Source organism: Pseudomonas protegens CHA0 (genome assembly GCF_000397205.1).
GTDB classification, from domain to species: Bacteria; Pseudomonadota; Gammaproteobacteria; order Pseudomonadales; family Pseudomonadaceae; genus Aquipseudomonas; species Aquipseudomonas protegens.
This window is the reverse complement of sequence record NC_021237.1, coordinates 4,826,108-4,852,767: the sequence shown is the minus strand read 5'-3', so window position 1 is coordinate 4,852,767 and position 26,660 is coordinate 4,826,108. Positions and strand designations below refer to the sequence as shown.

Annotated in this window: 23 protein-coding genes; 3 read left to right on the top strand and 20 right to left on the bottom strand. The window is 64.7% G+C overall.

Annotation, left to right across the window (positions count from 1 at the left end; translation table 11 throughout):
- Positions 1–8: 8 nt before the first annotated feature.
- The 10 genes from PFLCHA0_RS21400 to PFLCHA0_RS21355 form a co-directional block, all read right to left on the bottom strand.
- A complete protein-coding gene (locus PFLCHA0_RS21400; protein WP_015636510.1) occupies positions 9–830 on the bottom strand; it encodes an acyltransferase in 822 nt (273 codons plus the stop codon).
- Positions 827–2,245, bottom strand: a complete 1,419-nt coding sequence (locus PFLCHA0_RS21395; protein WP_015636509.1) for an O-antigen ligase family protein — start codon at positions 2,243–2,245, stop codon at positions 827–829. The genes PFLCHA0_RS21400 and PFLCHA0_RS21395 overlap by 4 nt, the downstream gene beginning before the upstream one ends.
- On the bottom strand, positions 2,245–3,345 hold the full coding sequence (locus tag PFLCHA0_RS21390; RefSeq protein WP_015636508.1) for a glycosyltransferase family 4 protein: 1,101 nt from the start codon (positions 3,343–3,345) through the stop codon (positions 2,245–2,247). Before PFLCHA0_RS21390 ends, PFLCHA0_RS21395 begins: the two co-directional genes overlap by 1 nt.
- Positions 3,336–4,553, bottom strand: a complete 1,218-nt coding sequence (locus PFLCHA0_RS21385; RefSeq protein ID WP_015636507.1) for a glycosyltransferase family 4 protein — start codon at positions 4,551–4,553, stop codon at positions 3,336–3,338. The genes PFLCHA0_RS21390 and PFLCHA0_RS21385 overlap by 10 nt, the downstream gene beginning before the upstream one ends.
- A gap of 2 nt (positions 4,554–4,555) precedes the next feature.
- On the bottom strand, positions 4,556–5,851 hold the full coding sequence (locus PFLCHA0_RS21380; RefSeq protein ID WP_015636506.1) for a cellulase family glycosylhydrolase: 1,296 nt from the start codon (positions 5,849–5,851) through the stop codon (positions 4,556–4,558).
- Positions 5,841–7,037 carry a glycosyltransferase gene (locus tag PFLCHA0_RS21375; RefSeq protein ID WP_011062487.1) on the bottom strand — a complete coding sequence of 399 codons (1,197 nt, stop codon included), beginning with the start codon at positions 7,035–7,037 and terminating at the stop codon, positions 5,841–5,843. The genes PFLCHA0_RS21380 and PFLCHA0_RS21375 overlap by 11 nt, the downstream gene beginning before the upstream one ends.
- The gene (locus PFLCHA0_RS21370; RefSeq protein WP_015636505.1) at positions 7,037–9,031 is read right to left on the bottom strand and encodes an exopolysaccharide biosynthesis protein; all 1,995 of its coding nucleotides are present in this window, start codon (positions 9,029–9,031) and stop codon (positions 7,037–7,039) included. The genes PFLCHA0_RS21375 and PFLCHA0_RS21370 overlap by 1 nt, the downstream gene beginning before the upstream one ends.
- 18 nt (positions 9,032–9,049) lie before the next feature.
- Positions 9,050–9,826: a polysaccharide biosynthesis/export family protein gene (locus PFLCHA0_RS21365; RefSeq protein ID WP_015636504.1), complete on the bottom strand. Its 777-nt coding sequence runs from the start codon at positions 9,824–9,826 to the stop codon at positions 9,050–9,052.
- Positions 9,827–9,894: 68 nt separating this feature from the next.
- A complete protein-coding gene (locus PFLCHA0_RS21360; protein WP_015636503.1) occupies positions 9,895–11,352 on the bottom strand; it encodes a mannose-1-phosphate guanylyltransferase/mannose-6-phosphate isomerase in 1,458 nt (485 codons plus the stop codon).
- Positions 11,353–12,786 (bottom strand): undecaprenyl-phosphate glucose phosphotransferase, encoded by a 1,434-nt coding sequence (locus tag PFLCHA0_RS21355; RefSeq protein WP_015636502.1) that lies wholly within the window; start codon positions 12,784–12,786, stop codon positions 11,353–11,355. It lies immediately after the preceding gene.
- A gap of 438 nt (positions 12,787–13,224) precedes the next feature.
- On the opposite strand from PFLCHA0_RS21355, the gene yegS reads away from it, so the two are divergent.
- Positions 13,225–14,124, top strand: a complete 900-nt coding sequence (yegS, locus tag PFLCHA0_RS21350; RefSeq protein ID WP_015636501.1) for a lipid kinase YegS — start codon at positions 13,225–13,227, stop codon at positions 14,122–14,124.
- A gap of 1 nt (position 14,125) precedes the next feature.
- Here the strand turns inward: yegS and PFLCHA0_RS21345 are convergent, their stop codons facing one another.
- From PFLCHA0_RS21345 to PFLCHA0_RS21335, 3 genes are all read right to left on the bottom strand, one after another.
- The gene (locus PFLCHA0_RS21345; protein WP_011062481.1) at positions 14,126–14,785 is read right to left on the bottom strand and encodes a response regulator; all 660 of its coding nucleotides are present in this window, start codon (positions 14,783–14,785) and stop codon (positions 14,126–14,128) included.
- Positions 14,782–15,675 carry a sensor histidine kinase gene (locus tag PFLCHA0_RS21340; RefSeq protein WP_011062480.1) on the bottom strand — a complete coding sequence of 298 codons (894 nt, stop codon included), beginning with the start codon at positions 15,673–15,675 and terminating at the stop codon, positions 14,782–14,784. Before PFLCHA0_RS21340 ends, PFLCHA0_RS21345 begins: the two co-directional genes overlap by 4 nt.
- A 537-nt stretch (positions 15,676–16,212) precedes the next feature.
- The gene (locus PFLCHA0_RS21335; protein WP_015636500.1) at positions 16,213–16,650 is read right to left on the bottom strand and encodes a hypothetical protein; all 438 of its coding nucleotides are present in this window, start codon (positions 16,648–16,650) and stop codon (positions 16,213–16,215) included.
- Between the two features lie 561 nt (positions 16,651–17,211).
- On the opposite strand from PFLCHA0_RS21335, the gene PFLCHA0_RS21330 reads away from it, so the two are divergent.
- A complete protein-coding gene (locus PFLCHA0_RS21330; protein ID WP_011062478.1) occupies positions 17,212–18,147 on the top strand; it encodes a chemotaxis protein CheV in 936 nt (311 codons plus the stop codon).
- Between the two features lie 82 nt (positions 18,148–18,229).
- Positions 18,230–19,033, top strand: coding sequence for an MOSC domain-containing protein (locus PFLCHA0_RS21325; RefSeq protein WP_011062477.1), 804 nt, complete (start codon positions 18,230–18,232; stop codon positions 19,031–19,033).
- Positions 19,034–19,109: 76 nt separating this feature from the next.
- Here PFLCHA0_RS21325 and ppnP read toward each other — a convergent pair whose 3' ends face one another.
- From ppnP to PFLCHA0_RS21290, 7 genes are all read right to left on the bottom strand, one after another.
- Complete coding sequence (gene ppnP, locus PFLCHA0_RS21320) at positions 19,110–19,394, bottom strand: pyrimidine/purine nucleoside phosphorylase (RefSeq protein WP_011062476.1); 285 nt, start codon at positions 19,392–19,394, stop codon at positions 19,110–19,112.
- 74 nt (positions 19,395–19,468) lie between these two features.
- The gene (locus PFLCHA0_RS21315) at positions 19,469–20,008 is read right to left on the bottom strand and encodes a 3'-5' exonuclease (protein ID WP_015636499.1); all 540 of its coding nucleotides are present in this window, start codon (positions 20,006–20,008) and stop codon (positions 19,469–19,471) included.
- A 149-nt stretch (positions 20,009–20,157) separates the two neighbouring features.
- Positions 20,158–22,113, bottom strand: coding sequence for an acetyl/propionyl/methylcrotonyl-CoA carboxylase subunit alpha (locus PFLCHA0_RS21310; protein ID WP_015636498.1), 1,956 nt, complete (start codon positions 22,111–22,113; stop codon positions 20,158–20,160).
- Between the two features lie 57 nt (positions 22,114–22,170).
- On the bottom strand, positions 22,171–22,968 hold the full coding sequence (locus tag PFLCHA0_RS21305; RefSeq protein ID WP_015636497.1) for an enoyl-CoA hydratase/isomerase family protein: 798 nt from the start codon (positions 22,966–22,968) through the stop codon (positions 22,171–22,173).
- A complete protein-coding gene (gene atuD / locus PFLCHA0_RS21300; protein WP_015636496.1) occupies positions 22,965–24,122 on the bottom strand; it encodes a citronellyl-CoA dehydrogenase in 1,158 nt (385 codons plus the stop codon). The genes PFLCHA0_RS21305 and atuD overlap by 4 nt, the downstream gene beginning before the upstream one ends.
- Positions 24,123–24,163: 41 nt before the next feature.
- Positions 24,164–25,780, bottom strand: coding sequence for a geranyl-CoA carboxylase subunit beta (gene atuC, locus PFLCHA0_RS21295; protein WP_011062471.1), 1,617 nt, complete (start codon positions 25,778–25,780; stop codon positions 24,164–24,166).
- A 3-nt stretch (positions 25,781–25,783) separates the two neighbouring features.
- A complete protein-coding gene (locus PFLCHA0_RS21290) occupies positions 25,784–26,653 on the bottom strand; it encodes an SDR family oxidoreductase (RefSeq protein ID WP_041752442.1) in 870 nt (289 codons plus the stop codon).
- Between the last annotated feature and the right edge of the window lie 7 nt (positions 26,654–26,660).

Sequence of the window (26,660 nt, the reverse complement as noted above, 5' to 3'; positions counted from 1 at the left end):
GGCCGGGCTTAGTGGAACAAAGTGAACAGGCCTTTGCCGCCCACTTTGTAGTTGAGGTTGCGGCAGCGCTCGCCCTTGATCGCCGCGTCCGGCCCGCTGACGATGGCGTAGGGCGGTACCGGCTTGGACACCACGGTCTGCCCGCCGACCACCGCGCCTTCGCCGATCTCGGCGCCAAACGACAGCAGGGCGCGGCTGGCGATCCAGGCGTAGTCATGGATGTAGATCGGCCCGCCTACCGCCCAGAATTCCGGCTCCTTGAGGTCGTGGCCACCGGCGATGATCAGCACATGGGAGGCGATGGTCACATGGTCGCCAATGATCAGCCCGCCCCGGGCGTCCAACTGGCAGTGCCAGGCCACGGTACTGTCCTGGCCGATGCGCAGGCTGTCGACACCCAGCACCTCGGTATTGCGCCACACCGTGGAGCCTTTGCCGATCTTCGCGCCGCCAAGGCGCAGCCAGAACAGGCGCAGGGTGTGGCTGGGGATCTTGCAGATGAGGATGTTGTAGATCTGCTCCCAGACCCGCAGCATGCGGTCGCGCAGGGTCGGCCAGTTGATTCCGTACATGGGAATCAGCGCCCCCTTGAGTTCGCGGCCCAGCAGTTTGTAGAAGCGCCGGGGCAGGGGCGGCTCGATCTTCGATTCGATGTTCAGGTAGCTGATGTAGGTCAGCACGTTGCCCTTGAGCGGTTGCTCGAACACGACATCGTTCTCCAGCATCCACTGATAGGCCGCCTCCAGTTCTGCAAGGCTCACCCCCATTTTCTGCGCATAGTCAGGCAAGGCCTGTTTCAGGTTCTGCGAGTGGAAGAGGCGATGTTTCATGGCTGGATTCCTGAGGGTGGGGAGTCTGGAGTAACCCTGGGCGCCGCAGCGCCGGCCTTGAGTCGCAGGCGTCTGGCTTCATGCAGGTTCAGGCCCAGCAGCAGCCAGAACAGGGCGATCAACACCTGGGTGAAGCTGAAGTAATGGTCGAACAGGCCGCTGATCAGTGCGGCGCTGAGGCCGGCCCCGCTGCCCAGCCAGAGGGCGTTGTCCCGATTCAACTGGATGGCCACCCCGGGAACCCGGGTTTCCCGCCACCAGCTCCAGATCACCGCGACGAACAGCAGCATGCCGGGCACGCCGATCTTGTAGATGTAGTTCAGCCACAGGTTGGAAATCCCCCACAGGCCGGTGCCGGGCACGGGTGGGTCGACCTTGAAGCCGATGCCGAAGGGGAACATCGCCATGGCGGCGGGGAAATGCGAGTACTCGTCGACCCGCACGCTGGTGCTGGCATCGTTGGAGGTGAACAGGGTCAGCAGGCGGTCCTGCAAGGGCGGATAGGACATCAGCAGCAAGGCCCCGAGAACGAAGCCACCCATCAGCATGCGCCCGGTGTAGGGCACCCGCTGGCGGGCCATCCAGATCAGCACGATCAGCAGGCTGAGCAGGGCTCCGCGAGAACCGGAGAGCAGCAGCCCGGCGGCCCCCAGCAAGGCCACCGCCAGGCCGAGGTTACGCTGCCAGCCGCTGCGGGTCAGGCCGAAACAGAAGGCCAGGGGCAGCAGCAGGGCCATGGCGCCGCCGGTGACGTTGGGGTGCATCCACGGCGAGCCCATGCGATTGGCCAGGGCGCTGAGGCTGTCGCCCAGTACCGCGATGCCGCCGTAGCCGAGCTTTTCGAGGATCGGGGTCATGGCCGTGGCGCTGCCGTTCTTCAGAAACACCGGGATCGACAGCAGCAGGAGCAGCAGGGTCCCCAGCAACAGGCCACAGACCAGTTGCTCCCGGGCCTTGGCTTGCTGCAACAGGCGCCGCACCAGAAACAGCGCCGAGAGGTTGAGCAACCAGCGGACCCAGTTCACCGGGCCATTGCCATCGGCGTTCACCGTCACCTGGCCGATGATGAAGGGCAGGGCACTGAAGGCCATCAGGGCCAGCAGCAGCTTCTCTGTACGCAGCAGCCTGGGCGGCCGGGGCAGGTTGGAGAACAGCCCCTGGGCCAGGATGCTGGCCCAGACCAACAGCAGCAGGGCTTCGGAGACGGTGGTGCGCAGGCCGATCTGCACCGTCGAATAGGGCAGGAAGGTCGCCAGTACCGCGAACAGCAGCAGCCCGCGCATGGGCTGGCGGACCACGGTCACCGCCGCTGCGATGCCGACCATCAGCACCAGCACCTTGAGCGCTGGCAGCAACCAGATCAGCACGCCGAAAACCAGGCCGAAGATCAGCGCCAGCGGCAGGGCGATGGGCATTACTTGAGCTCCTCGAGCAATTCATTGAAGCGCTGGCGATAGGCATCCTCGGCGTAGCCGGCCGCCCAGGCCTTGAGGGGGGCGGGGTCTTCCGGCGGGGCGCTGGCCAGTTGCACCATCAACTGGCTCAGCGCGGCGCTGTCGGTGGGCGAGAAGCGCGGGCTGCCCGCCGGGGTGATCTCGTCCAGGGCCGAGCCGCTGGCCACCGCCACCGGAGTGCCGACACTCAGGGCCTCGATCACCGGCAGGCCGAAGCCCTCGGCGTAGGAGGGCTGCCACAGGCGCTGGGCCTTGCGGTACACCCCATGCAACTGGCTGTCGCTGAGGTCGCTGAGAAAGTGCAGGCCATGCACGGCGCGCAGCTCGCTGGGCAGGTGTTCCGGTGCGCCGATCAGCACCAGTTCCGGTACATCCGGGGATTGCTGGCGTGCGGCCTGCCAGGCGGCGACGAACCAGGGAATGTTCTTGCGCGGCTCGCGGGTGCCCACCGCCAGCCAATAGCGCTCGGGCAGTTGCAGGTCGCGGATGTCGGCGGGTTCGCCCTGGAAACCGGTAACCAGGTTGGGCAGTACCCGGACCTTGTCCCGGGCCTGGGGAAAGAGCTTCACCAGTTCGTCGGCGGTGTACTGCGAAGGTGTCCAGATGCGGTCCGCTTGCTTCACCGAGTGGCCGATGGAGAGCTTGTCGGTGAGGCCATAGACCCGCTCCTTGAGCCGTGAGCCATGGCTGTTGGTCAGGGTCAGTTGGAACAGGTCATGCAGTTGCAATACATAGCGCAGGTTCTTAGGTTTCCTGCCCAGGGGCAGGCCCATGTTGAAGTTGCAGATGTACAGCTCCACCTCGGCCTCACGCAGGGCCTCGGGCAGAAAACCGCCCTCGAAGCGCAGCCGGTTCGGCAGGCGATGCACACCCTGCAGTGGTGCGCCCCACCTGGGGCAATGCACCCGGCGGCGCAGCGGATGGTCTTCCGGGGCAACGCCGAACAATTGCAGGCTGACCTGCGGATTGGCACGCAGGGCGTCTTCCAGTGCCAGGTTCTGCCGGCCGATACCACTGTTGCTGTAGCCTGCGGCGGGGCGGTAATCCAGACCTATGCGCATACGGACACTTCTTCTTTGTCAGAGGGGAGTTGGTGATAGACCGCTTCCAGCTGGGCCGCGGCGGCGCTCCAGTCATGGTGGGCCAGCACGTAGTCGCGCCCGGCGGCGCCGATGCGTTGCAGGCGCTCGGGGTCGGCCAGGGCCTGGGCGAGAATCTGCGCCAGGGCCCCGGGGTCTTCGCTGCCCAGGTAATGCTGGCCGTTCTCTACCTGCAGCCCGGAGCTGCCCTGGGCCGTGGTAACTACCGGCAGGCCGGCGGCCATGGCCTCCAGGACCTTGAGCTTGGAGCCGCCGCCCTGGCGCAGCGGGGCGAAGAACAGCGCGGAGCGCCGTTGCAGGTCCCGCAGGTCGGGGACAAAACCCTGCCACTCGATGCGCGGGTCGGTCCAGCGCTGGCGGAAACTGTCCGGCAGGGCGTAGCCGCAGATGGCGAAGTGCACCTCGGGGTTGATGGCCCACAGGCGCGGCAGTATCTCTTCCAGGGCCCATTGCACCGCATCCAGGTTGGGGCTGTATTCGTAGTTGCCGATAAACAGCAGGCGCTGGCTGCCAAGGTCCGGTTGCACCGCGGCGTAGTGCCCGCAGTCCACGCCGTTGACCACCACCGCGGCCGGTTTGCCACTCAGCCGGGCCAGGGTCAGGGCGTCCTGTTCGGTCACCGCGATGACCCGGGCCGCCTGCTGGAACACCCGGCGTTCCCAGCGCCGGTAGCGCCATTGGTCGTAACGGGTAAAGGGTTTCGACCAGGCCGGCAGGCGGTCGTAGCTGGCGGCACCGAGGGCCGACTCGACGTTGTGTTCGGTGAGGATGAACGGGCGCTGCAATTGCTTGAGCGGCTGTTCGAAGGGCTGGAAGCTGTAGCTGTGCTCGATCTGGATCACGTCCCAGGGTTCCTCCAACAGCTCGCGAAAACGCTGTTGCAGCGGCGCGGCCAAACCGTTGACGTCGGCCAGCATGGGGTAGGGCGCGAACAGCACCGAGAACAGGGTCTTGAGGCTGCGCAACGGCCGCCGCGGCAGCACGATCAGGCGTTCCAGCCAGGGCTCCAGGGCCGCGCGGGTGGCGTCGTCCAACGGGGTTTTCGATTGCACCAGCAAGGTGATGCGGTGCCCGCGGGCGGCCAGGGCCCGCAGCAGGTGGTATTGCCGGGTCTTGCCGCCGCTGGTGGCGGGCCAGGGCAGGTAGGGCAGGGTCCAGAGGATTTTCATGCTCACCACACCAACAGTTGCAGGCTGGTTTTCAACGGCACGCTCAGGCCCGCTTGCCCGCTCAGCTCGGTGCGGGTGCCGGTCAGCGGATCATGCAGCGTGGCCGCGTTGAGCCCGGGAACCTGCAGGCTGGCGCCGCTGGCGCTCCAGAACATCCAGACGTGGGAGCCGTCGGGCCGGGTCCAGGCGATGCTGTACAAGTCGCTCGGGGCGTTGCTCAGGCCGGGGGGATCAGCCGGGGCCAGGCTCGGCCCGGTGGTGTCGAGAAAATACTTGAGGGCGTTGTAGACCAGCTTGGGTTCGCCGGCCAGGTCCACCAGCCCGTAGGACTGGTCGCGGTTGCTGGCGCGGGCATCCAGGTCGCTGAGGTTGAACAGGAAGATCCGCTGGTAGTCCATGGCCGCCATCAGGGCCAGGCGGCGCAGGGTGTAGTCGGCCTGGCCGTTGACGCCGATCATCGCCTGCATTTCCCGGGCTCCGCTGGTGTAGCTCGACCAGCCCCACTCGGTGGCCCAGACCTGTTGCACGCCCTGGCTGTGCAGCGCGTTGTTGAGGAAGTTGCCGCGTACGAGGAAATCCTGGGCCGCGGCATCGTCGCCTTCCGGGAGCTCGGAATAGGGGTGGTAGGCGGCAATCAGGTTTTCCGTGCCCAGGCCCTGTTGCAGCAGGTCTTCGAGCATCAGCCCCGGGGTGCTGCGCATCTGGCTATAGTAGGCCATGCCCGCGGTCGCTACAGGCTTGTCGGGAATCGCCGCGCGAATGGCGCTGGTGGTGGTCGTGAGCAACTGGTCGTAGGCGTCGGGGTCTTCCTTGGGCAGCCAGACGATGTTGGGTTCGTTCCACACCTGCCAGGTGTTCACCTGGGGATAACGCTGGGCGAGCATTTTCATGCGCTGGGCGAAGACGTTGAAGTCCTTGGGCGGGTACTGGTCGGAAGGGGGCGAGCCGCTGGGCACGTTGGCGGCGAAGGGCGCCGAACCCACCATGTAGGCCAGGACCCGGTACTGGCGACCCTGCATGGCGTTCATCGCGGCGTCCAGGGTGTCCAGCTGCAGGTCATTCTCGCTGGGTTCGATCATGGCCCAGTGAATGGCCAGGCGGACCCAGCTCAGGCCCAGGGCATCGAGCCGGTCCATTTGCTTCTGGTAGACGCCGGGGGTGAAGTACTGGAACTGCGCGTTGACCCCGAGAAAATCCTTCCACACCACCGCTCGCGGCGCGCGCAGGGTGGTATCCGCCAGGGCGTTCCAGGACAGGCAGGCGAGCACCAGCAGGGCAATCGCCGAGCTACGTCGCATAGGCATGGGCCGGGCCTCCACAGGCATCGCTGAACACCCGGGCAAAGCGCTCGGCGGTATGGCTCCAGACCCGCCGGGAGCCGATCACCGCGGCGTGCTCGGCCCAGCGCTCCACCCGTTCCGGGCTGGCGCACAAGTGGCTGAGTTCGGCGGCCAGGGCGGCGACGTTGCCCTGGGGAAAGATCACGCCGTTGTCCTGGGCCACCTCTTCGGCGAAGGAGCGGGCGTCGGAGGTGATGGCGCCGCGACCGCAGGCCACCGCCCAGGACAGGGCGCCGCTGGTCCCCCGCAGCGTGCCCAGGAGCTTGAGCTTGCTCGACTCGCGGTAGGGCAGGACCATCACGTGGTGGGCCTGGATCACCTTGGGAATGTCCGTGGCCGGCAGGTCCAGTTGCCAGTCGATGCTGTCCTGCAGGTTCAGGCGCTGGATGTGCTGGCGCAACTGGTCGAGGTAGCTGCCGGCGCTACCGAAGGCCATTTCCGGTTCACTGCCCCCGGCCAGGGTCAGGCGCATGCGCTCGCGCATTGCCGGTTGCTGGGCGAAGGCCATGGCCAGTGCATCCAGCAGATCCTCGATGCCCTTGCCGCGGTAGATGAAGCCGAAATACAGCAGCCTCAACGGGCTCAGCGGCGGCAGCGGCCGGGCGGGGATGGCCAGGTTGCCGTGGGGGATCACCACCATCTGCTCCGCACGCAACCCCATGCGCTGGCGCAGGCAGGCGCCGCCGGCGTGGGTCAGGGTGATCAGCCGGGTGAGGCTGCGGGCCAGCTGCTTTTCTTCGTGCAGGCACAAGGGGTCGGTCAGTACCGTGGCGATCTGTGGCAGCGGTGAGGGCAGCCGCGTGGCCAGGGACAGCGGCCAGGGCAGGCTGGCCCGGCGCCAGACCAGGCGTTCGGGGTCGTGCACCGTGGCGCTCAGCGGCAGGCTGGGGAAACGCTCGCGCAACGCCTTGAGGGCATGAAACTCCGCCAGCCGGCCACCGCCCAGCTCGGCGTGCACCAGGTCGATCCCCTGCCAGTCACTGTGCGCCACCCGCTCGATGGCGCGTTGCGGGTCGTTGCCCAGCCCGGCCAGGGGCGTGCTGACTTTCAGCCCCAGGCCTTCCAGCGCGGCGCGCAGGTGCGCGGCGTAGTCGGCAATGCCGTTCTGCTCGGGAGGCATGGGTGCCAGCAGGGCAATGTGCATCAGTGGGGGCTCCTGATCCGCGCCAGGAAGTTCAGCACGTTCTCCGGGATGCCGAAGCGCCGGCGGTTGATGATGATGCCGTCGACCCGCTTGAAGGCGGTGGTGAGAATCGACAGGGCGTTTTGCAGCACGGGCACCGTGGTGGTTTCGGCTTCGACGATCAGGGCGATCAGGTCGGCCTCGCGCAGGCTGACGAAGGCTTCCTGGTTGGAGAAGAAGCCCGAGGCTTCCAGCAGGACGATTTCGCCGGGCACCGCGTTGGGTGCGCCATTGACCCGCACCACGTGCCCGCGCTCCTGGAGCAGGTCGCGCAGGTGCGCGGTGACGAAGCTCACGCCTTCGCCGCGGCGTGCCGAGGTCAGGCCGATCACCAGCCCCTGCAGCGCCACCTGCTTGAGGGGCAGGATGCCGTACAGGCGGTAGAGGCTGGCGGTGAAGGCGCTGTTGCGTTGCGGCAGGTGGCTGTCGAGGTCCTGCAGGCTGGTCCAGACCTTGACCCCGAAGCGCTCCTCGATCTGGTCGCCGTCATGGATGCGCTGGTCCAGCAGATAGAAGAAGTACAGCGCCAGCAGGCCCACCGCCAGGCTCAGGGGGATGGCGGCGAGCAGCATGCTCAGGCTCTTGGGAAAGACCCGGCTGGGTTTGAAGGTGGCTTCTTCGATCACCGCGATGTTGCTGATCTGGCTCTGGTCCAGCTCGCGGTCGATGCGGGCTTTCTCGGTGCTGTCGCTGTACAGCGCGAAGCTTTTCTCCGCCGCGCTCAGTTCCCGTTGCAGGCGTGCCAGTTCAGGTTCCACGGCCAGCGCCTGGCGCCGTTCCTGTTCGAGCTTGAGCAACTGGGTTTCCTGCTGGGCGGCCTGGGTCTGCAGGCGGCTGAGGCTGGCCTGCTGGTCGGCGAAGCTGTTCTGCAGGCGGGTATAGACCGGGTTCGGGGCCAGGTTTTCGCTGCGTTGCACAGTGCCGCTTTCCGATTTCAGCAAGGCTTGCAGGTTGGCGATTGCCGCATCCATGGCGCGAACCGGAGGGGCGCCTTCCCTGAAGGTGCGGAGCATTTCCTGACGCTCGATCTGCTTGGCGTTGATCCGCTGCTGCAGGTCCTGGCGGTCCGGGTTGAGGCTCATCTGGCGGCCGATGCTGATTTCTTTCTTCATGCTGTTGAGCTGCTTCTGGATGGTCTCCAGGCCGCTGCGAGTGGACGCCACTGCTCGGGTGGTATTGAGGTGTTCGCCCTTGAGGTTGTTGAGGTTGCGCGAGATATCGTTCAGGCGCTCCTCGATGCTCACCGCCCCCAGTTGGTTCAGGTAGTCGGCGATCTGCTTCTTGTAGCCGAGGATGCGCTGGTTGGTGGCGCCACTTTCGGTTTCATAGAAGGCGTACAGGCTTTTGCGCCCGAGGGTTTGCGCGCGTTCCTGCTGGTACTGCTCGATCCAGCTCTTGACCACTGTCTGGGCCACTTTGGGGTCGTTCCAGGTAAAGCTCACTTCCATCACCGAGGAGCCTGCGGCGTGGGTCACGCTGAAGCTTTTCAACATGCGTTCGGTCAGGCGTTCCACCGGGGTCTGCTTCTCCACCAGGCCCACCAGTTGCAGGGCCCCGCGCAGCAGGTCGACGATGCCTTCCACCGCGCCCTTCACGGCGTTCTTGAGGGTGGCCAGGGCACCACTTGGCTGGGGCTGGCGGGACAGGTCGTCGAGGTACTTTTCCGCCACTTTGCGGGCGATGGGCTCGCCGCCGAGGATGCGCTCCTCATCGATGATCGGATCACGCTGGGCGCTGGGAATCACCACAGCCTGGCGATCGGCGATCTCGATCGGCAGGGTGCTGGTGTCGCGCCCCGGCTTGACCAGCAGCAGGGCGGTGGACTCGAAGCGATTGGGCAGCAGGAAGGCGCCCAGCAGGATGATGACGAAGGTCACCAGGACGGTGATCTTGACCTCGCGCTTGAAGATGAAGAACAACCGCAGCAGATCGCGAAAGGAACGGATATTGATCATGAGTGCTGTCCTTGGCGATCAGTTGGCCGACTGGCGATTGATTTCGTAACTCGCCCCGATGCCGATCGACTTGGTGAACGGAATCAACTGGTTGAGGTACACATCCACCCACTCGATGCCGTTGCCGACGCTGGACTTGGGCACGAACACCACGTCGCCGCGTTGCAGCAGCACCGGGGCGGCGCCGGCGTTGCCGGCGATCATGAATTTGCGGTAGTCGAAGAAATAGGTCTTGTAGCGGCCGTCCTCGCCCTCGCGCAGCAGGGCGATATTGCGGCTGTCGCCCACGTTCAAGAGGCCCCCGGCGCCGACTATGGCCTGCTCCAGGGTGGTGGTCACGGTCACCGGCAGGGACGCCGGGTTGCGTACCGAGCCGCCGACGAACACGGTGTTGCCCGGTGCCTGGTTGATGTTCACGGTCAGTGCCGAGTCCTGGTAGATGTTCTTCAGCTTGTTTTCCAGGACCTGGGTCAGTTGCTGCGGAGTCAGCCCCGCGGCCTTGACCTGCCCGGCATAGGGGTAGGCGAAGGTGCCATCGTTGAGCACGGTGAACAGCGTCAGTTCGTAGATCGAGTTGGCGGTGAATGCCGAGATCGATGGCGCCTCACCAGTGTTGCGGACGATGCGCAGGGTGTCCCCCGGGCGAATCCGCTGGGGCGGCAACGGTTGGCCGGCCAGGGCATCACCGGCTCGATGGGCGGCCTCCAGGTCCTGGCTGGGCGGCAGTTCCACCTTTGCCGGAATGGAGCAGGCGCAGAGCATGAGAACACTGGAAATCAGCAGGAGTCTTTTCATCGAGCGGTCTTCCTGGCGTGCATAGTCACAACTCCCTGTCGGGCCAGATTGCTGCTTGGAGCGTCAGTTCAGGTCTTGGCGGCTTCGGCGGGAGCCCGCCCGTAAATGTCGTTGAAGCGCACAATGTCGTCTTCGCCGAGGTACTCCCCGCTCTGTACTTCGATCATCACCAGGTCGATCACCCCGGGATTGACCAGGCGGTGAGTGCGGCCGGGCTTGATGAAGGTGGACTCGTTGGTATTGAGCAGGAATTCGTCCTCGCCATTGGTGACCCGGGCCATGCCGCTGACCACGATCCAGTGTTCGCTGCGGTGGTGGTGCATCTGCAGCGACAGCGAGGCATTGGGCTTGACCATGATGCGTTTGATCTTGAAGCGCGGCCCTTCCTCGAGCACGGTATAGGTGCCCCAGGGACGGGTCACGGTGCGGTGCAGCTTGTAGGCGTCGTGGCCCAGGCGCTTGAGTTCCTGGGCGATCAGCCTGACGTCCTGGCTGCGGTTGCCGTCGGCCACCAGCAGGGCGTCCGGAGTGTCGATGATGATCAGGTTGTTCAGCCCGACCCCGCCCACCAGGCGCTTGCGCGAGTCGATATAGCAGTTGCTGACATCGTGCAGCACGGTCTCGCCGTTGCACTGGTTGCCATGTTCGTCCGCCGGGGTCAGCTCGCGCACTGCCTGCCAGGAGCCGATGTCGCTCCAGCCCAGCTGGCAGGGCACCACGGCGACTTTCTTCGAGCGCTCCATCACCGCGTAGTCGATGGAGATGTCCGGGGCCTGGGCAAAGCTGTCGCCGTCCAGCTCCACTTGCAGTTCGTGCTTGCCCTCCTTGCGGTGGCTCTGCTCCAGGCAGTGTTCGACGGCGCTGACCACCTCGGGCACGAACTCGCGCAGTTCCTGCAGGATCACGTCGGCACGCATGCAGAACATCCCGCCGTTCCACAGGTGCAGGCCGCCATCGACATAACGCTGGGCGGTGGCGGCGTCGGGTTTTTCGACGAAGCGGCTGACCTGGAAGCTGTCCTTGTTCAGGCCCTGGCCTTTCTCGATATAGCCAAAGCCGGTCTCGGCGTGGGTGGGCACCAGGCCGAAGGTCACCAGCCAGCCTTGCTCGGCCAATTGCCGGGCGCTGTCCACGGCGTTGGCGAAAGCCTGCACATCCTTGATCAGGTGGTCGGCGGGCAGCACCAGCAGCTGTGCATCATCGCCATACAGGCGGCTCACGTGCAGGGCGGCGGCAGCGATGGCCGGTGCGGTGTTGCGCCCGAACGGCTCAAGGATGAAGTCCAGCTCCACCCTGGCCTTGTTCAGCAGGCGATAGTCGTCGAGGGTGCGAAAGAACACTTCGCGGTTGGTCACCGTCAACAGGCGGCCGACGTCCTTGAGCGCGGTGGCGCGCACGAAGGTTTTCTGCAGCAGGCTTTCGCCGTCTGGCAGGCGCATGAAGGGCTTGGGCATCGCCTCGCGGGATACCGGCCACAGGCGGGTGCCGGCGCCGCCAGCAATGATGCAGGGAATGAGTGTGCTCATTCAGAAGGCCTCGCGGGTCATGATCACGGACGGAACAGTGCGGAAGAGGATGTACAGGTCGAACCAGACCGACCAGTTTTCAATGTATTCCAGGTCGAACTCGACACGTTTCTCGATTTTTTCCAGGGTATCGGTTTCGCCCCGATAGCCGTTGATCTGCGCCAGGCCGGTGATCCCCGGCTTGACCCGGTGGCGCGAGGTGTACTCCTTGACCGCCTCTTCGAAGAGAATGCCGGCGGCCTTGGTCGCGGTGGCATGGGGGCGCGGCCCGACCATGGACATGCTGCCGCCGAACACATTGAACAGCTGGGGTAGTTCATCGAGGCTGGTCTTGCGAATGAAGCGCCCGACCCGGGTGATGCGCGGGTCGCCCCGGGTGGTCTGCTTTTCGGCATGGGCGTCGGCCATGTGCTGGTGCATCGAGCGGAACTTGTAGACCTCGATCAGCCGGTTGTTGTAGCCGTAGCGCTTCTGCTTGAACAGCACCGGGCCGCTGGAGTCCAGCTTGATCGCCAGTGCCACCAGCAGCATCACCGGCGACAGCAGCACCAGGGCGATGCTCGACAGCACCATGTCTTCCAGGCGCTTGAAGAACGGCGACCAGCCCCGCAACGGCACTTCGGAGGCGTTGAACATCGGCAGGTTGGCGACTTCGGTGATGCGGTTGTGGGCGTGCCGGAAGGCCACCATGTCGGGCACCAGCAGCACGTTCACCGGCAGCCTTCGCAGCTCGCGGATGACATAGGCCATGCGGTTTTCCGCCGACCAGGGCAGCGCCACCAGGACCTGGGTAACCTTTTCCTCGCGGATCAGCCGTTCCAGGTCGCTGGAGTTGCCCAGCAGCGGCAGGTTGCACAGGGTCTTGGGCAGGCGGCCGATGCGGTCGTCGATGAAACCGGTCACTCCGGAGCGGATGTCCTGATGCTGGGCCAGGTATTCGGCCAGGCGCTGGCCGTTTTCCGTGGCGCCGAGAATCACCGCGTTCTGCAGGAACACGCCGCGCTGCATCAACTGCTGGAACAGGGTCAGCAGCACCAGGCGCTCGATGCCGAACAGCACGAAGCTGCCGGCAAACCAGCCGAACAGCTCGGGGTTGTCGATGGTGTTGAACATCTGCATCGAGTGATGCATGAACAGCAGCACGCAAAAGGACGAGGCCCAGGCGAAGAGGGTCAGCTGAAAGCGCAGCTGGTTGCTGAAGATGGATTCGGCGTACACCCCCAGGGCCTGGAAGATCAGCACGCTGATGAGGGCGAAGAACACCAGCAGGGTCAGGTCGCTTTTCAAGGCTTCCTGGCTGTTGTTGGACAGCAGGATCAGCAGCAGCCCGGGAAGGATTGCAGTCAGCCCATGAACCACACGGATGCCGAACAGGAAGTACTCGACCATGCTGGGGCGAGTCAGTAACAGGCTGTCTACAGGTTGCAACCGCATAAGATCAATTCCCTCGACCTAAGGCACACCGGTTGACTGGAGAGATCGCGAGGAAGTTCGCAATGTTTGCGACTTCCCATCGTCTGGTCCCGGCACCGAAAAAAGCCACGTCCCTTCATCCCCAGGCGTGGTCGGCATTCAAGTGGGAAAACCGTGCCCTCTGCGTATTCAGGTGGGGCCCCCGGCGCCGGTCAAGGTGATGACCTGCACTTCCTCATCTAAACGACAGGGGTCAGTAAAGCTCATGAAACAACGACCCGCTAATTGAAAGCCGGACCGTGCCGGACGAATCCCTGCCTCCCTGCGGCTAAGCTGCCGGATTGCCGGGGGGCCATGGCCAGACTGCTTCCGGCAAAAAAATAAATTCCGACGACAGACTTTTTCTGCGGGCGGCAGGGTCAACATCCTTCATGGAATCCATAACCGGAGTCAGGGCTGATGAGTGAGCGCAAGGCATTGTTGATACTGCACGGCAAACAGGCCCTCAACGAGGAGGTGCGCGCGGCCGTCGAGGCCCGGCGCGCCGCCGGCTGGGACTTGCAGGTGCGCCTGACCTGGGAGGCGGGGGATGCCCAGCGCCTGGTGCAGGAGGCGTTGGCTGCCGGCCATACCCGGCTGATTGCCGGCGGTGGCGACGGTACCCTGCGGGACATCGCCGAAGCCCTGGCCAATGCCGACGCCCCGGCCAGCCTGGTGCTGTTGCCGCTGGGCACGGCCAACGACTTTGCCCGGGCTGCCGGCGTGCCGCTGACCCCGGCCGCGGCCCTGGACCTGCTGGATGTGCCGGCGCGGGCGATCGACCTGGGGGAGGTCGGCGGGCAGATGTTCCTCAACATGGCCACGGGCGGCTTTGGCAGCCAGGTCACCGCCAACACCTCGGAGGATTTGAAGAAGGTCCTGGGGGGCGCGGCCTACCTGTTCACCGGTCTGTCACGTTTTGCCGAGCTGAGCGCGGCCTATGGCGAGTTGCAGGGGCCGGGTTTCCACTGGCATGGCGAACTTCTGGCCCTGGGCATCGGCAACGGCCGTCAAGCGGGCGGCGGGCACGAGTTGTGCCCGGGGGCCCTGGCCGATGACGGCTTGCTGGATATCAGCATCCTGCCGGCGCCCCAGGAACTGGTCGGCACGCTGAAGAACCTGCTGGCGGGCGGGTTGGGGATCGACAATCTGTTTGTCCGGGCACGCCTGCCCTGGGTCGAGATCAAGGCGTCCCGAGGCCTGGACATCAACCTCGACGGCGAGCCGCTGCAGGGCGATACCTTGCGTTTCACCGCCCGTGCTGGCGCGTTGCGGGTGCATCTGCCCGAGGATTCGCCGCTGCTGGGAGGCGCCCGCTGAGTCAGTCGTCGAGGCTGATGATGCGTTCGCGCACGGCGAACAGCACCAGCCCGGCAACGTCGAAGATCTGCAGGCGCTTCATGATCTGCGAGCGGTGGGTTTCCACGGTCTTGATGCTCAGGCCCAGGCCCAGGGCGATCTCCCGGGTGGATTTGCCGCGCACGATCAGCCGCAGGATTTCCAGCTGGCGGGCCGTCAGGTTGTGGTTCTGCTCCGGTGGCGGAGGTTGCTTCTGAGCCCGGGTCAGGGCCTGGTTGATCACCGTGTGGGCGATGGCCGGGCTCAGGTAGCGTTCATTGTTGCGCAGGGCCTGGAGGGCGTGCTCGAGTTCTGTGGCGGTGGTGTCCTTGAGCAGGTAGCCGTGGGCGCCGCATTCCAGGGCCTGCATGATCAGGGCCGGGTCGGTGTGCATCGACAGGATCAGCACCTTGCTCTGCGGGTGGAGCGCCTTGAGCCGGCGCAGGGCGTCGAGGCCGCCGGTGTGTTTCATCGACAGGTCCAGCAGGATGATGTCCGGATGCAGCCTTTCGACCATTTCCAGCAGGAACGAGCCGTCATCCGCTTCACCGATCACCGCGTATCCGGGAATGTCCATGACCAGGGCACGCACGCCAGCCCTGATGAGCGAGTGGTCATCCACCAAGAGTAAATTACAGGTCAATGTAAAACCTTATTCGTGCTGGCCCGCTCCAGAGTGCGAGGGGCCCAGGGAAAGAGTGCTTCGATCTGTGTGCCTTGGTCGGCCTCGCTGGTGACCTTCAACAGGCCGCCCAACTGACTGATTCGTTCCTGCATTCCGGCCATGCCCCGCTGGCCCTGCGCGCCCGGGTCGCTGGCCGGGGCGAAACCCTGGCCATCATCGCTGATGAACAGCGACAGGCCTTCGGGCAGTCGTTGCAGGCGTACCAGCAGGTTTTTCGCCTGGGCGTGGCGCAGGATGTTGGTCACTGCTTCCTGGGTGATGCGAAACGCTGCGACGGCCATTTCCTCGGGAATGCCCGCCAGGCGCTGGTGGCACTCCAGACTCCAGTGCACCGAGGTGTTTTCCAGGGTCTTGAGCAGGTGGGCGCGCAGGCTGGCTTCCAGCCCGAGGCTGGCCAGTTGCCGCGGGTTGAGGATGGCGGAGACGTCCCGCACCTTGGCCAGGGTCTCTTCCAGGGTGGTGCCCAGCACCGCGCAATGTTCTTGCAGCTCGTCCGGCAGGCGGCGCTTGAGCCAGTCGGTCTGCAGCTTGGCGGCGGTCAGCAGTTGGCCGATGTCGTCATGCAGTTCTCGGCTCAGACGGTGCCGTTCGTTTTCCTTGACCTCCAGCAGGCGCTCGGCGAGTTCCTGGGGCTGGAAGCGGATGGATTTGCGCGAATAACCGTATTGCATCCAGATGCAGGCCAGCGCCGCCACGTTGATGACCAGCAACCCCAGAGGCAGAGGCCGGCCCAGCCAGTAGACCAGCACACTGGCCAGGGTCGAGCAGGAGCACAGCAACAGGCTGAGCCAGCGCAGGTGATCACGGGAGGGGGGCCAAGAGAAGAATGACTTGAGGCTGGCGTACATAGCGGATGGAGCCAATGGATGTTCGCTGCGAAGAGCCCGGTCAAGTATGGATGACGAGGCTTGTTTGGGAAACGGTGCTCTTTGAATACCCGGTTTCAATCAACGCTGTCTGTTCGTGTTGTACAGGCTGAGTAGTAACTGCCGCCATTGGAATCAATGTGCCATTAACTGTGTCCGTTTATGCGCCGCATAATACCACCGAAGATACCGTCGGTCGCGTTTATACGCTCAGTCATATAGGACTTCAGAGTCAGGAACTGGAGGGTAGCGGTACGTCGGTACCATTGGCGCCACGTGCGCCCGAACATCGCGCAAAGTGTGCTGGGGAGCGGGTTTGCCCGCATGCACAGCGCGTTGAACAGCAAGTCCCGGTGACCTTGCTAGTTGGCTTTATGGAGTGATTGATGTCGCTCTTGGGTATGAATTAATCAATAACGACCGGGTGCTTGGCAGTTGGCCCGATATTTTGTCGATGTTGTGCAGTAGGGCGGTGATTGGCGAGAGTTTTATCCGCTGCCCCGCCGGATAAATACAACTTCAGTGGCTGCAAGATGGATATGTGCAGTTACAGTTTTGTCCCACTTGCTCTGTCAGTTCTTCGATCAGCATGACTTGTTCGCTGTCGTCCAGATTGAGCTGGCCGTTGCGTGGGTCGATCAGTTCCAGTTGCCAGGCCATCAGCGTCAGGCAGCTCTTCAAGGCGTCGAGGATCGGATCGTTGAGGTCCAGGGGATGGGGGGTGCGCTTGAGCACGCCATGAATATGCAGGGAGAATTCGGCCAGCGGGCTGACTGCGTGGCGGGCCGCGGCCTGGGCCAGGCTCAGCAGGCTGGCGAGCAGGCAGTTGATGGCTTCTTCATCGTTTCTGATCAGGTGCAGGTGGCTCAGGCAGTCTTCCGATCTGGCCAGCAGGGCCTGGGCTTCAAGCAGGAACTCGGGCAGCGGTGTGGCGCACTCGTGGCCGTCCTTTAGCATGCTTATCTCCATGACTGCGTGTCCGATGGCTTGATAGGGCGTTGGCTGAACGGTTTGCAAGTTGGACGCGATAGGTGCAGCTGGATTGACGTTATAGCTGAATGCTTGCCTGCGGTCGCAGCCTGCCGAGCGAGTCGAGTGGCCTCGAACCCGGTCCGTGCGCGCATGCCGGCCACAGCAAGGCGGCGCAAGCGCGCTGGGGCAGGATGAGCGAGGGTAGTGGGGCTTGAAAGGGGGCCAAGCCACCTTTCTGCGATCAAAAACAAAAGCCTGACTCCGTTCATGCAATGAGAATGGCGTCACATTAATGGCTATTGGATATCGCGAATATCAGGCTGGTCCTGATTGTTGATAGGGGATTCCCCTAGGCACGGGAACCTTGCACCGAAATAGAGGTCTGGCCGGCGCAGAGGGTGGTGCTGAATTGACCGCGCCAGTAAAGCATGATGTTAATGTGACATCAACGGCTTTGTGTGGCAATTTGCATGCGGGTCAAGATACGGCAGACCCGGCCGATATCTGTCTTTAGTGAATTCATCAGAACAAGCCCAGGAGTCATTAATGGCCGGCATTCTCGACACGGTAGATCAACGCACGCAACTGGTGGGTGAGAATCGCCTGGAAATCCTCATGTTCCGCCTGGCCGGCCGGCAACTGTTCGCGATCAACGTGTTCAAGGTCCAGGAAGTGCTGCAACTGCCGAAGCTGACGCTGATGCCTCAGCGCCATCCCTTTGTCTGTGGGGTGGTCAATCTGCGCGGGCAGACCCTGCCGGTCATCGATCTGTCCCAGGCCATTGGCATGCGCCCGCTGGTCCCGGGCCCCAACAGCACCATCATCGTTACCGAGTACAACCGCTCGGTGCAGGCGTTCCTGGTCGGTGGCGTGGACCGCATCGTCAACATGAACTGGGAAGCCATCATGCCGCCGCCCACCAGCGCCGGGCGCCAGCATTACCTGACCGCCATCAGCAAGGTCGATGACCAGTTGGTGGAAATCATCGACGTGGAAAAGGTCCTGGCGGAAATCGTGCCCTACAACGCCAAGGTTTCCCGGGACAAGCTGGAAGATCCGGTGTTGGAGCGTGCCCGTGGCCGCGAAGTGCTGCTGGTGGACGACTCCAACGTGGCCCTCTCGCAATTGCGCGACACCCTCGGCCAGCTCGGGGTCAAGATGCACATCGCCAGTGATGGCCTCAAGGCCCTGAACATGCTCAAGGCCTGGGCCGACACCGACGTGGTGATGACCGACAAGCTGCTGATGGTGTTCACCGATGCGGAAATGCCGGAGATGGACGGCTACCGCCTGACCACCGAGATCCGCAACGATCCGCGTTTGCGCGGGCTCTATGTGGTGCTGCACACGTCCTTGTCCGGCAGCTTCAACGAATCGATGGTGAAGAAGGTCGGTTGCGACAACTTCCTGTCCAAGTTCCAGCCGGACAAGCTGGTGGACGTGGTCCGCCAACGGCTGATGCTGGACGAAGCCGACGCCTGACACGGGCCCTGCGCCGGCGCTCCTTTGTTTCGGCTAAATGCTGGTATAGGGTGAGCGCTTTTGCCCATACAGGGAGCTGGACATGCGTCTTAGCGCGCTTTACCGATACCCGTTGAAATCCGCCAGGGGCGAAACCCTGCAACAGATCGGCCTGGACAAGCTCGGGCTGCAAGGGGATCGCCGCTGGATGCTGGTGGATGAGGCCAGCGGGCGTTTCCTGACCCAGCGCGCCGTAGCGCGGATGAGTCAGCTGTCGGCCTTGTGGAATGACCAGGGTGGCCTGACCCTGAGCGCCCCAGGCCACTCCACCCTTGAAGTAGCGCTGCCGGGTGCGGATGCACCGTTGCGCGGCGTGACCATCTGGCAGGACACCTTGCGGGTTCCCGATGCGGGGGACGAAGCCGCGGCCTGGGTCAGCGAATTCATCGGCAAGCCCAGCCGCCTGGTGCAGGTTCCTGCGCAGCGGGCACGGAGCACCGCCGCCGGTTATGGCAGGGACGATGACCAGGTGGCCTTCGCCGATGGTTTTCCCCTGCTGCTGATTGGCCAGGCCTCCCTGGATGACCTGGTCGCTCGCGTGGGCCGGCCCCTGGAGATGCTGCGGTTTCGACCGAACCTGGTGGTCGAGGGCAGTGCGGCCTTTGCCGAGGACGACTGGAAACGCGTGCGTATCGGCGATGTCGAGTTCCGTGTGGTCAAGCCATGCTCGCGCTGCATTCTCACCACCATCGATCCGCAGACCGGCGAGCGCAGTGCCGACCGCGAACCTCTGGCCACCTTGCAGAAGTACCGGGCCCAGGCCGATGGGGCGATGTTCGGCCAGAACCTGGTCAATGATGGCAACGGTCGCTTGCAGGTAGGGATGGCGGTGACGGTCATCGAATAACCGGTGCCACCTCGAAAAATGCCCGTCTCCTGGGAGACGGGCATTTTTTATTCCGGGGTAACGCCGCGATGCTCGATCAGCCGCGGTATTCGCACAGGTAGGCGGTGTCCACTGCGACTTTGAGCTGGAACTTGCTGTTGGCCGGAACGTTGAACTGGCTACCGGCCGGGAAGGTTTCCCAGTCTGCGCTGTCTGGCAGGCGCACGGTCAGGGCGCCGGAGACCACGTGCATGATTTCCCGTTGTGCGGTGCCGAACTCGTATTCGCCCGGGGCCATGACGCCAATGGTGGCTGGGCCTTCGGCCGTGCCGAAGGCAATCGACTTGACGGTGCCGTCGAAGTACTCGTTGACTTTAAACATGGGCGATTCCTCAAGAAAGGGTCAAAAAGGGCGGCCAGTATGCACAAGGCCTTCAGGGCCGTCACCTGCCGCCGTCAAGGAAGAATCAGCGGTAATAAGCGTGCTGTATTGCGCGCATCTTCCAGGGCTCGATGCTGCTGGCCGGTAAACTGCATGCCGGCCAGTTGCAGGGCTGCATTGAGCCCCAGGGGCCGCTCCAGGCGCCGGGCCTTGGCGAAGCGCTGCTTGAGGTTCATGTGCGGCACCTCATTGAGCAGGCTGTGCAGCTGTTGGTTGTGCCATTCCAGCTGCAACTGCTTGCGGTCGTAGTCGCCCCAGCTGGCCCAGCCATCCAGGCGCGGCTGATGCTGGCCGAGCCAGCGCTCGAACAGGCCCCAGACCTCGCTCAGGGGCGCGGCGCTGTCGATATTGGCCTGGGTGATGTGGGTCAGTTCGCGGCAGAACGGCGTCAGCATGGGGCGCCGCAAGGGGCGGACGAAACGCTGGAAGTGGTCCTGTTCCCGGCCCTGACGGTTGACCAGGGTGGCGCCGATCTCAATGATTTCCATCTCGCTCACCGGCCAGCCCCCTTCATCCGTCGTGGCTTCCAGATCTATTACCAGCCAGTGGGGCATCACGAATTCCAGCCTTGAAACATCCTGAAGAGGCTTGAGCGTAGCCAAAGCCGAGGCATCCGCCTAGGGGGACGGCTGCTTGAGCGCATCGAGGGGGCATCGTCCCGACCGATGCCCCGTCTGCCTGGATCTGCTGGAAGGTGCCCGGGCTACTCCACCTCCACCAGTACCTGGCGGTTTTTCACCTGGTCCCCGAGGTTGACCTGGACCCGGGTGATCACCCCGTCGATCCCGGCCTTGAGCGGGTGCTCCATCTTCATCGCCTCCAGCACCAGCAGCAATTGGCCCTTGCTTACGTGCATGCCCTCACTGACCAGTACATCGACGATCGCCCCGTCCATGGGCGCCTTGAGCGTACCGCTGGAGGCGGTGTTCTGGCCCTGGGCCGGGGCATGGGTACGATCCACCAGGTGCAGGCTGCCCTTGGCGTTGCTCAGCCACAGCTCCCCGCCCTCCAGCCGATAGGCGCACGGGCGGCGAATGCCGTTGATCTCCAGGCTGGCCCGCCGGCCATCGGCGCTGCGCACCTTGAGCTCCAGCAGCCCATCGCCCTGGCGCACCTGCACAGCGCCCGAGGGCAGTGCGTTCAGGTGCAGCGACCATTGTCGGTCCTGCACCCCGAGCCGGTAGTCCAGGGGCACCCCGGCGTTGTTGCTCCAGGCATTGAGCGCCGGGCCATGGGCGCTGGCGCTGTGGTGGTGGAACAGCGCAGCGGCGATGGCCAGTTCCTCGGTAGTGGGCTCCTGGGGTTGCAGGCTCGGGTCCTGGGCAAAATGCTCGGCAATGAAGGCGGTGCTGAAGTGGCCGCTGGCGAACACCGGGTGGCGCAGCAGGTTGGCCAGCAGCCGGCGGTTGCTTTCCAGCCCCAGCAGCACGCAATCCTCGACGCCACGCAGCAGTTTGCGCCGCGCCTCTTCGCGGGTAGCACCGTGGGCGATCAGCTTGCCCAGCATCGGGTCGTAGAACGGGCTGATCCATTGGCCCTCCTGCAAGCCATGGTCGGTGCGGATCCCTGGTGCCGGCTCCCAGCGCAGGATCTGGCCGGTCTGCGGCAGGAAGTTCTGTGCCGGGTCCTCGGCATACAGCCGCACTTCAATGGCGTGGCCGTCGAGGCGCACCTGCTCCTGGCCCAGGGGCAGCGGTTCGCCGGCCGCCACTTGCAGTTGCAGGGCCACCAGGTCCAGGCCCGTTACCAGTTCGGTGACTGGGTGCTCCACCTGCAGCCGGGTATTCATTTCCAGGAAATAGAACTGCCCGCTCGCATCCAGGAGGAATTCCACGGTACCGGCGCCCACATAGTTCACCGCCCGCCCGGCCTTGAGCGCTGCCTCGCCCATGGCCTGGCGCAGCTCCGGGGTCATGACCGGGCAGGGCGCCTCTTCGATGACCTTCTGATGGCGGCGCTGGATCGAGCAATCCCGCTCACCCAGGTAGATCAACTGGCCATGCTGGTCGCCGAACAGCTGCACTTCCACGTGCCGGGGCTCGATCAGCGCCTGCTCCAGGATCAGTTCGTCGCTGCCGAAGGCGTGCAGGGCTTCGGAGCGGGCCGTGCGGATCTGTTCCAGCAACTGGCCGGCCTGGTGTACCAGGCGCATGCCACGCCCGCCACCGCCGGCGCTGGCCTTGATCATCAGCGGATAGCCGATGCGCTGGGCTTCGCGCTGCAAGGTGGCGTCGTCCTGTTCCGCCCCCTGATAGCCCTGGATGCACGGCACGCCGGCTTCGAGCATGGCGATCTTCGAGCGACGCTTGCTGCCCATCAGCTCGATGGCGGCAGCGCTGGGGCCGATGAACACCAGGCCGGCGCTTTCACAGGCGGCGGCGAACTCGGCATTTTCCGAAAGAAAGCCGTAGCCCGGGTGAATGGCGTCGGCACCGGTGCGCCGTGCCGCTTCCAGCAGCGCGGCGCCGTCGAGGTAGGACTGCTGTATCGCGGACGGGCCGATATGCACCGCTTCGTCAGCCAGTTGCACATGCAGGGCCTCGGCATCGGCATCGCTGAACACGGCCACGGTGCGATAGCCCAGGGCCTGGGCGGTACGCTGGATGCGGCAGGCGATTTCGCCACGGTTGGCGATCAGGATCTTGTTGAAATTGGGCATACAGGCTCCCGGGAATCGGTGGGGGGCGTTCGCCGGCAAGCCGGCTCCTACAAGGGCTCAGTTGGCCCAGGCCGGTTTGCGTTTCTGCACGAAGGCCAGGGTGCCCTCGACCCCTTCCTCACCCAGGACTGCATTGGCGAAGTCGTTGGCGGCCTGGTCCAGCAATGGCCCCTGCGGTTGGTCGACGCTCGCCAGGAGCAAGGCCTTGGTCGCCGCGTTGGCCCCCGGGGCGCAGCGCAGCACCAGGGAAAGCTGCTGCTCCAGGCGTTCCTGCAGGGCCTTGGCATCGTTCTCGACAAAGTGCACCAGGCCCAGGTGCTGGGCTTGGGCGCCATCGAAACGGGCGGCGGTCAGGGCCAGGCACCGGGCCTGGGCCAGGCCGATGCGCTGCACCACGAACGGGGCAATTTGCGCGGGCAGCAGGCCCAGGCTGGTTTCCGGCATGCCGAACTGGGCCGAGTGCTCGGCGATGGCGATGTCGCTGACACAGGCCAGGCCGAAACCGCCCCCCAGCACCGCGCCCTGCAGCACACACACCAGCACCTGGGGCAGGTGCTGCGCTTCTTCCAACAGGGCGCCGAAGGCCCGGTTCAGTTCACGGTAGGCGGCGCTGCCATGGGCACGGGCGCCGGCCATGTCCTTGAGGTCGCCACCGGCACAGAAGTGCTCGCCGGTGCCGCGCAGCACCAGGGCACGGATGCTGCGCCGGTCACGGACCGCGGCCATCACCGTGCGCAGTTCGGCGACCATCTGCAGGCTCATGGCATTGCGGTTTTGCGGGCGATTGAGGCTGATGAACAGCACGCCGTTGCGCGGCTCCAGCAGCAGGGTCTGGCAGGCAGGGAGCGGGTTCATTTCTTTTTCCCCGGCAGGATGCCCATGAGCTTGCAGATGATCCCCAGCATGATCTCGTCAGCACCGCCGCCGATGGACACCAGGCGCACATCGCGATAGGCCCGGGCCACCGGGTTGTCCCACATGAAGCCCATGCCGCCCCAGTATTGCAGGCAACTGTCGCTGACCTCGCGGCCCAGGCGCCCGGCCTTGAGCTTGGCCATGGAAGCCAGCCGGGTCACGTCCTGGCCGCGTACATACTGTTCGGTGGCCTGGTAGACCAGGGCCCGCAGGCATTCGATCTCGGTGGACAGCTCGGCCAGGCGGAAGTGGATCACCTGGTTGTCGATCAGCGGGCTGCCGAAGGTCTTGCGCTCCTTGCAGTACTCGATGGTGCTGTCCACGCAGTACTCCAGGCCCTTGATCATGTTCGCCGCGCCGAACAGCCGTTCCTCCTGGAACTGCAGCATCTGCATCATGAAACCGGCGCCTTCGTGGCCGATGCGGTTGCGTTGAGGCACCCGCACATTGTCGAAGAACACCTGGGCGGTTTCCGAGCTGCGCATGCCGAGCTTGTCCAGATGCGAGCTGAGGCTGATGCCCGGGGTGTTCATCGGCACCATGATCAGCGACTTGTTGACGTGGGGCTTGTCGTCCGAGGTGTTGGCCAGCAGGCAGATGAAGTCGGCGCTGGGGGAGTTGGTGATCCACATCTTGCTGCCGTTGATCACGTAGTCGTCGCCGTCCTTGCGGGCGTGGGTCTTGAGCCCGGCCACATCGGAACCGGCGCCGACTTCGGAGACGCCGATGCAGCCGACCTGCTCGCCCGTGATGGCCGGCCGCAGAAACTCGTCGCGCAGTTTATCGGAGCCGAAGCGCGCCAGGGCGGGGGTGCACATGTCGGTCTGCACGCCGATGGACATGGGAATGCCACCGCAATGGATGGTGCCGAACTCCTCGGCGGCGACGATGGAGTAGCTGTAGTCCAGGCCCATGCCGCCGAATTTTTCCGGCTTGGAGATGCCCAGCAGCCCCAGTTCACCGGCCTTGCGGAAAATCTCGTGGATGGGAAAGCGCCCGGCCTTTTCCCATTCCTCGACGTGGGGGTTGATCTCGCGGTCTACAAATTGGCGCACTGTGCGCCGCAGTTCTTCGTGTTCCTGGGTGAAGATCATTGTTGTTCTCCTCAAGTGGGGTCAGACCGCGAAATGTCCTATCAAAACCGCGCCACGCCAAAGCTGTTGGGCGCCAGCTCGCGCACCTGCGCCTCATGGCAGATGTCCAGCAGGTAGCCCAGCAGAGTGCGGGTATCGCGCGGGTCGATCAGCCCGTCGTCCCACAGGTTGGCGCTGCCGTAGAGCGCCGTGGACTGGCTGTCGAGCTTCTGCGCGGTGACCTGTTCCAGCATGTCGAGCATCTTCGGGTCGGCTTCCTGGCCGTTCTTCGCATGCTTGGCCTCGGTGACGATGCGCAGCACCTTGCCGGCCTGGGCGCCGCCCATCACCGCGGTGCGGCTGTTGGGCCAGGCGAAGATGAAGCGCGGGTCCAGGCCACGGCCGCACATCGCATAGTTGCCGGCGCCGTAGGAGCCACCGACCACGATGGTCAGCTTCGGCACTCGGGCATTGGCCACCGCCTGGATCATCTTCGCCCCGTGCTTGATCACCCCCTGCTGCTCGGATTCGGTGCCCACCATGAAGCCGGTGGTGTTGTGGAAGAACAGCAGCGGGGTCTGGCTCTGGTCACAGAGCTGGATGAATTGCGCGGCCTTGCTCGCGCCCTGGGGCGTGATCGGGCCGTTGTTGCCGATAAAGCCGCAGGGCCGGCCCTGGATCTGCAAGTGGCCGCAGAGGGTCTGGGCATCGAACTCGCCCTTGAACTCCAGGAACTGCGAGCCGTCTGCCAGGCGGGCGATGATTTCCCGGGCGTCGTAGGGCTTCTTCGGATCGTCGGGAATCAGCCCGAGCAACTCGTCGATGGGGTACAGCGGCTCGTTCCAGGTCCTGGCGGGTTGCACTGGCAGTCGGGTGTTCCACGGCAACAGGCTGACGATCTCGCGGACGATGCGGATGCCGTCGGCGTCGTTTTCCGCCAGGTATTCGGCGGTGCCGGCCACCTGGGCGTGCATCTCGGCGCCCCCCAGTTCTTCATCGGTGGCCACTTCACCGGTGGCGGCCTTGAGCAGCGGCGGGCCGGCGAGAAACAGCTTGGCCTCGCCACGCACCACCACCACGTAGTCCGAGAGCCCGGGCTGGTAGGCGCCGCCGGCGGTGGCCGAGCCGTGGACCACAGTGATCTGTGGCAGGCCCATGGCCGACATCCGCGCCTGATTGGCGAAGCTGCGTGCACCTTCGACGAAGATTTCCGCGGCGTAGTTGAGGTTGGCGCCACCGCTTTGCGCCAGGGTCACCACTGGCAGTTTGTTCTCCATGGCGATCTGTTGCAGGCGCAGGGATTTCTTCAGACCGCTGGGGGAGATGGTCCCGCCCTTGATCGCGCAGTTGTTGGCCACCACCAGCATGCGCACGCCGCACACATAGCCGATGCCGGCAATCAGGCCGCCGCCGGCCTGGGTACCGTCCTTGTCGTCGTGCAGCTTGTAGCCGGCCAGGCTGGCCAGCTCGAGAAACGGCGCGCCCGGGTCCAGCAGCAGGTTGAGGCGTTCGCGGGGCAGCAGTTGGCCGCGCCGGTCGAACTTGGCCTTGGCTTCGGCGGCCTTGGCCAGCAGGTTCTGTTGCAGTTCCTGCAACTGTTGCAGGCCCGCCAGCATGGCTGCGCGGTTTTGTGCGAACTGCGGGCCGTGGGGGTCGAGTTGGGACTGGATCACCGGCATGGCTTATTCCTCGCCCTTGAGTACGTCGGGCAGGTAGGCGCGATGGAAGCCGTTGTAGGACTTGCTGTTGCGTGCCTTGCCCAGGGGCCAGGCACGACTGCCCAGGCTGGCGGCGCCGTCGATGCGCAGGGTGCTGCCGCTGATGAAGGCCGCGCCGGGGCTGAGCAAGAAAACGATGGCGGCGCTGACTTCCGATTCGCTGCCGATGCGCTTGAGCGGCACGTGTTCACGCAGGGTGGGGATCACTGCCTTGAACGCGCCTTCATAGGTGTCCATGCCGCTGGAGGCGATCCAGCCCGGCGCCACCGCGTTGACCCGCACCCCGGCGTGCCCCCATTCGTAGGCGGCGGTCTTGGTGAAGTTGTCCATCCCCGAGCGCGCCGCACCGGAGTGGCCCATGCCGGGCATGCCGCCCCACATGTCGGCGAGCATGTTGACGATGCTGCCGCCGTGGCGGCTCATGGACTGGTTGAACACTTCCCGGGCCATGAGGAAGCCGCCCACCAGATTGGTGCGCAGCACGGTTTCGAAACCCTTCTGGTTGATCGAGGCCAGGGGCGCCGGGTACTGGCCGCCGGCATTGTTCACCAGGCCATGGATCGGACCAAAGCGCTCCATCAGCCGGGCCACCAGGGCCTTGACCGCTTCCTCGTCGCGGATGTCGCAGGTCTGCCAGTCGGCCTTGCCGCCGTCCTCGGCAATTTCGCCGGCGACCTTCTGCAGTTTTTCCGCCTTGCGCCCCACCAGCAGCACCTGGGCCCCCAGGGCCGCCAGTTCGTGGGCAGTGCAGCGGCCGATACCGCTGCCGCTACCGGTGACGATGATGGTCTGGCCGGCGAACAATTGCGCTTTGAAAATCGAGTCGTACACCACGGCAGCT